Source organism: Pseudophaeobacter sp. C1-32P7, from assembly GCF_041008775.1.
GTDB classification, from domain to species: Bacteria; Pseudomonadota; Alphaproteobacteria; order Rhodobacterales; family Rhodobacteraceae; genus Phycobacter; species Phycobacter gallaeciensis_A.
Window position 1 is genome coordinate 1 of record NZ_JAXGFR010000053.1, and the last position, 5,464, is coordinate 5,464.

The following is a 5,464-nucleotide window of genomic DNA, read 5'->3' on the forward strand; positions in this document are numbered from 1 at the left end:
CCGCCGCTCAGCCCAGATCGCCTCAGGCCCCTTCGGAAAAATGATCTTCGCGATGCCGCATGAGTTCCCGGTTCGTTCGCACGAGCCGGACAATAATGTCACTTTTATGCAGTGACCCCTGCCCGGTGTTGATCGCTTCGAGATAGGTCAGGGCCTCGGCCCCGCGCAGCTCGCCGACGATGATCCGGTCAGGTCGCATACGGAGCGAGGCCTGCAGGAGGGCGTTGGCGCTGCGTTGCGAGCCGGCACTGCGGTCGGCCAGGAGGGCGACGGTGTTCGGCTGGCCGGGGAACAGCTCGAAGGCGTCCTCGATGGTGATCAGTCGCTCGTGCTCATTGGCGTGCGTCAGAAGATGGCGGGCGAAGGTGGTCTTGCCGGTCGAAGTGCCGCCGCTGATCAGGACGTTGAGGCGTGCCTCGACCAGGGTTTGCAGCGCGGCCTCAAGATTCTCTTCGGCAAGACTGGCGATGTTTTTCATCTTCTCGGCGCGGAGCGCATCGAGCGAAACGGCTTTGCCGAAGAGATAAGCGGGGGCGTAATCCCGGACACTGCCGGAGGCGAAGAGGCGGATCGTGATCGAGGCACCGCGATCGATAGCAGGCGGAACGGCGACCTGGACCCGAAGCGGACGACCTGCATATTCCACCTTGCCGGAGACGAGCGGGTTCTTTTCAGAGACGCGGGCCTTGGCGTCGCCGACGATGGTCTGGGCCATGTTGAGGGCGGTGGTGCGATCCACGGTCTGACCTTCGTGGCGCATGGTGGCGTCGCCTGCGACCTCGAGCCAGACCTTGCCGTCCGGGTTGATCGCGATCTCGACCACGTCGTCACGCCTTAGAAGGTCGCGGAACGGGTCGAGATAGCGCTCGAGGTAGGAGGCCGGAGACGCCTGATCCATCAGTAAATCACCACATCCCGGTCCACGAGCACGGTCACCGAGGCCCCCTGATCGACATAAATCGTCGGGGCGATAGAGACCTGATCGGCGATGACCGATCCAACGGCGTCCTGAAGGTCGCTACCGACACCGCCCAGGACGATGCTGGTGGTTTCATTGTTGGCGCTCTCGGCCGCCACGGCCGGTGCCGCCCCGATCACGGAGATCAGCGCCGCCCCGCCGAAGCGCTCGGCGAACTTGGTGTCGACGAGACCGGTGAGGCCCGAGCGGCCGAGTTGATCGCCGCCCACGGCGGCGATCTCCATCGAGGTGCCGTCCGGTGTCAAAATGCGGGTCCAGAGAATGAGGATGCGTTTCTGATGCATCTCGATGCCGGAGCGGTATTGGCCAAAAAGGCGGGAGCCCCGGGGGATCAGGATCCGGTCCCCGGAAAACGCCGGGACCGGCTCGGAGACGACTGCGACCACGGAGCCCGGCAGATCGCTGTTGATGGCGGTCTGAAGCGCCGCCTGGATGACGGACCCTTGGGTCAGCGTGCGTTCAGGATGGGTGAGGCGCGCGGCCTCTTGCACTTCGAGCGGTCGCGCACTCTGTAGGAACTGTTCATTGCCCGAGAGGACCGGCCCGCCAGTGCCGGCGGCAGCAGGATCAGCCACCGCCGCGCCACTTTGGCCGCCGCGCGGACCGTCGGTATAGACCACTGCGGGGGATTTGATCTGCGCAGTCAGAAGCTCCTCAGCAACCCGTTCGGCTTCGCGCTGGCGCTGTTCTTCTTCCTGACGCCGGCGCTCTTCGAGAAGGCGCTGGTCGGCGATCAGCCCTTCGCGGTCGAGCTCGGCCTCGAGCCCCTCGCGCTGCGCCCGCTCGGCGTCGAGCATGGCCTGAAGCCCTTCGATGCGGGTCTCGGTCTGGCGCTGCAGGTTGGCAAGCTCGGCCTCTTTCTCCGCGATAAGCGCTTCCAATGCTGTTTTCTGTTCGTCGAAGGCCTCGCGCAGATCCGCGACGGCGGACTGGATTTCCGAGTTGCGCGCGGCCTGGCTGGCGGCGAGGGCCTCGCGGAGCTTGGCGATCTCGGCCAGCACTTCGGCGCTCGGCTCGGGGGCAGGGGCCGTGGGCACGTCGAGCGCCTCCTCGACGGCGATCAATGCGTCATTGACCCGCTGCTCTGTTTCGTCGGGTGGAAACTCCAGCCGCCCGCCGGTGCCGGTGCGACGGTCCTGGAAGGTCTCGACATCGGAGGTCTCGAGCGCGCTATCGCCCTCTTGCAGGCCGGTCGCCAGGAAATACGCCACCCCGGCGCCGCCAAGGGCGAGGGCAGCAGCGAGTGCGCCGACCCCGAGGCTGTTGCCCCGCCGTTTGGATTTGTCGCGCTGGCTGAATTGATCGAGGCGGTTTTGAAGATCTGGAGGGGTTTGATCGGCCATGGTCAGTTGCTCACGTAGATCGCGCTTTCGTCGCGCCAGGCGCAGATCGCCTCATCGCCGATACGCAGCGTCCAGTAGGTGTTGACCCCGAGCACGCGGACCGTGTTGCCTTGCTGGGTCCAGTTCACCGTGCGCTCACGGCCTTGATCGTCGGCCTTGAAGAGGGCGGGCTGGCGACCGTTCTCCGGGAAGACGAAATACGTATAGCGCCCGTCGTCATAGATGTGGCTGGGGCGGAAATCCCCTTCGCCCGAGACACGGTAGTTGTAGTTGCGGGGAGCCTCGAAGCCCTTGGGTTGGGTGGCACTTGCCGCGCGACGTTCCTCGTCGGGGTAGCGGAAGCGCACCTCGAAGAACATGCCGGTGCGGTTCGGGATCGAGCCTTCGCGCAGGTGGAAGGAATAGGTGCGTCGGTTGGTGATCACCGTCATATTGGTCGAGGCATTGGCCACATGCGGTTTGATCGTGAGCACATTGCCGAGCTCGGGAATCGGATCGACCTGGAAGCTCTCGGTGTCGCCGACGATCACGGCCTCAAACCGCTCCCCCGCCCCGAAATGAATCGTGGTCGAATGCCTGAGATCGGTTTCGATGCGGTAGACCTGGTTCTCGTTATAGACGGCGGTGCGGATGCGGATATCGAGCGGGCCGCCTTGTGGCGTGGCCTCGGCGAGGGCTGCAACAGGAAGAGCAAGCGCTAGGAGAAATGTGGTGAGGAGCGCAGGCAGGGATTTCATCGTGGTCAGTTCTCCAGGGTCTCGGCGTCGACGCGGTAGGAGGTCACCACGAAGCCCAAGGGGTTGGCCCAGACATCCTGAAGGCGCTGGCGGGTTTCGGGTTGGAAGTCGTAACCGACGGTGGCGACGTAGGACCGGGTCACGGTGCGGGTGTCGCGGGGGCGGCGCAGCGTCCGAGTGAAGCGGACCTGGGCTACGCCGCGCTCGATCTGGTTTACCGACTTGATGACCACCTCGATCTTGGCGTCGCGGCCGTAAACGGTGATCGGGTAATCTTCGTTGGTCGAGGACCAGAGATCGCGCAGCGTGCGGGCGGCATCGCCATCTGAGCGGTCCAGCACCGAGTTGATGCGTTGCTCGCCATCGGTCAGGTCATAGGTCTCTCGGTCATCCACATAGGCCACAAGATTGGCCTGGATGATCGCGTCGCTCTCGGAAAGCGTCAGGGCCTGGACAGCGGCGACCCGATCCATCTCGCCGGTCTCCTTGTCGACCACGACCACGAAGGTCTCGGTCGTCTTAAGCGGAAACAGGCTCGCGCCCGCGACCATACCGGCCACGCCGACCAGCACGCCTGCGGCCGCGACAAACCAGGCGAAGCGCTCGCGCCGTCTTGGCCCGTAGATGAAATCTGCCTCAAAAGCGTCGCGGTCACTTGCTGCGGAACTGGTTACAGTCTTCTTCAAAGTCGTCGTCTTTCACATCAGGGTTTGCGGAAGGCCTTGGCGGCGGAGAGAAGCGCGCCGGGGCTTTGCCGGATCATCTCACCGGTTTTGACCACGCCCGCATTGGCCATCTGGTTCAGCTCCTGCGGAGACTTGCCGGTGACGAGGCGGGAGGTCGCGCCGGTGCCATACTGGCGCGTGTTCACGAAGCCCTGCCGCGCGAGCCCGGTCAGTCCCACGGCATTCGAGGCAATGCCGACGACGCCGGTAAGGTTGGAGGCGATATAGGGGACCGAGGCCATGATCCCGGCGCTGAGGATCAGGATGACGAGGAAGGGCAAGATCAGGCTGACGGTCTCGACATCGTTTGGGTCGGCAGAGGCGTCCCCGATGGCCTCGGCGATGGCGACGATGATGCCCGCGGCGCCTGCTGCGGCGACGGGCATGAGCGCATAGCCGATGGTGGCGCGGGTCCAGGCCTCGAAGAGGGACTGGGTGGGCTTGAAGAGCGAGGTCACGATCATGAAGGGGGCAATCACGATCATCAGCGCGAAGACGATGCGGGCGAAGGCGATGATCCCGGCGGTGACGGCGGCGAAAACGGCGGAAAGAACAAAGAAGATCGCACCCAGGACCGCGCCGAAGACCCACCCTGCGCGGTCGCCGATCGTGTCGCCATAAGCGGTGATGCGTGCGACCATATTGTCGAGGCTCTCATAGACCCCGGCCTCGTCGCCCGACCCGGTGAGCGCAAGGATCGAGGCCCCAACGGAGTCGGGCACCCGGGTGACGATGTCATAGATGACGCTGAAATTGTCCCAGCTCTGTGCGAATATCCCCACGAGCGCGATCTTCATTCCGAAGGCAAAGCCGGTGCCGAAGGGCAGGGGGCGGAGTTGCATCACCGCGTTGATCCCGAGGAGCACGACAAGGAGCGCGGCCCCGGCGGAGATCACATCGCCGACAGCACCTGCCGAGGAGACAAAGCCGTCCTGCGCCACGGTGTTCACCGCGGCGTCGACCTGGCCAAGGATGTCGCGAATGACCCCCATTTACTCCGCACAGGCCTCCACAACTTGCGCCTCGAGCGCGTCCGCCTTGGCGTAGAGCTCAAGCACGTTGAAGGGCAGACGCGGGTTGTCCGAGGTCTGGAACCGGGGCAGGGCTGTGAGTGCCTGATCCCAGGTGAACTGGTCGAGCAGGCAGGTGCAGCTCTCCGAGGCGAGCGCTGCTTCGGCGATCAGGATACGCAGAATCGCGCGGTAGCCGTTGCGCAGGTAAGCGGTCTCGGCCAGATCGGCAGGCGGTTTCAGAACACGGCATGCGTCGGCCTCGTCCCGCGCGATGGCCATCGAACTGAAGGGTGTGTCGCCGGACGGGTTCGTGCTCGGGGTCTGGGCCAGCACGGCACAGGGCAGGGCAGCCAAGACAAGTGCTGCGAGACCAAGTGTCCGAATAGGTGCCAAGTTGTGGGTCATGGACATTCTCATGGATCCACCGCCATCGAGCGGAACTTGCGTTCATCTGCGAGGGTCGCGGCATCGACAACGCCAAGCTGGCCGGCACTGACGCCTTGCGCCGCTTCCAGTCGCCAGATCTGGGTCAGGATGATGCCAAGTTCGGCGGTGACGCGGGTGTTGAGATCGACGGCGGCCTTCAGCCCGTCCTGATCGTCGATGAGCCCGACCATGGTCTCCAGCCGCTCAAGGCTTTGCCCCGCCTCTTCATGGCTTTCCTGCG

At 64.6% G+C, this 5,464-nt stretch carries 7 protein-coding genes; all 7 read right to left on the reverse strand.

What is annotated here, in order from left to right; all coding sequences use genetic code 11:
- Positions 1–22 precede the first annotated feature (22 nt).
- The gene (locus tag SM763_RS23790) at positions 23–898 is read right to left on the reverse strand and encodes an ATPase, T2SS/T4P/T4SS family (protein WP_369000022.1); all 876 of its coding nucleotides are present in this window, start codon (positions 896–898) and stop codon (positions 23–25) included.
- A complete protein-coding gene (locus SM763_RS23795; protein WP_369000024.1) occupies positions 898–2,322 on the reverse strand; it encodes a TraB/TrbI/VirB10 family type IV secretion system protein in 1,425 nt (474 codons plus the stop codon). The genes SM763_RS23790 and SM763_RS23795 overlap by 1 nt, the downstream gene beginning before the upstream one ends.
- Before the next feature lie 2 nt (positions 2,323–2,324).
- Positions 2,325–3,059: a TrbG/VirB9 family P-type conjugative transfer protein gene (locus SM763_RS23800; RefSeq protein WP_369000026.1), complete on the reverse strand. Its 735-nt coding sequence runs from the start codon at positions 3,057–3,059 to the stop codon at positions 2,325–2,327.
- A 5-nt stretch (positions 3,060–3,064) separates the two neighbouring features.
- Positions 3,065–3,745, reverse strand: a complete 681-nt coding sequence (locus SM763_RS23805; protein WP_369000028.1) for a VirB8 family type IV secretion system protein — start codon at positions 3,743–3,745, stop codon at positions 3,065–3,067.
- A gap of 17 nt (positions 3,746–3,762) precedes the next feature.
- A complete protein-coding gene (locus SM763_RS23810) occupies positions 3,763–4,776 on the reverse strand; it encodes a TrbL/VirB6 family protein (protein ID WP_369000030.1) in 1,014 nt (337 codons plus the stop codon).
- Positions 4,777–5,202 (reverse strand): hypothetical protein, encoded by a 426-nt coding sequence (locus tag SM763_RS23815; protein ID WP_369000032.1) that lies wholly within the window; start codon positions 5,200–5,202, stop codon positions 4,777–4,779.
- 8 nt (positions 5,203–5,210) lie between these two features.
- A partial coding sequence (locus tag SM763_RS23820; RefSeq protein ID WP_490363294.1) for a type IV secretion system protein occupies positions 5,211–5,464 on the reverse strand: 254 nt, incomplete at its 5' end.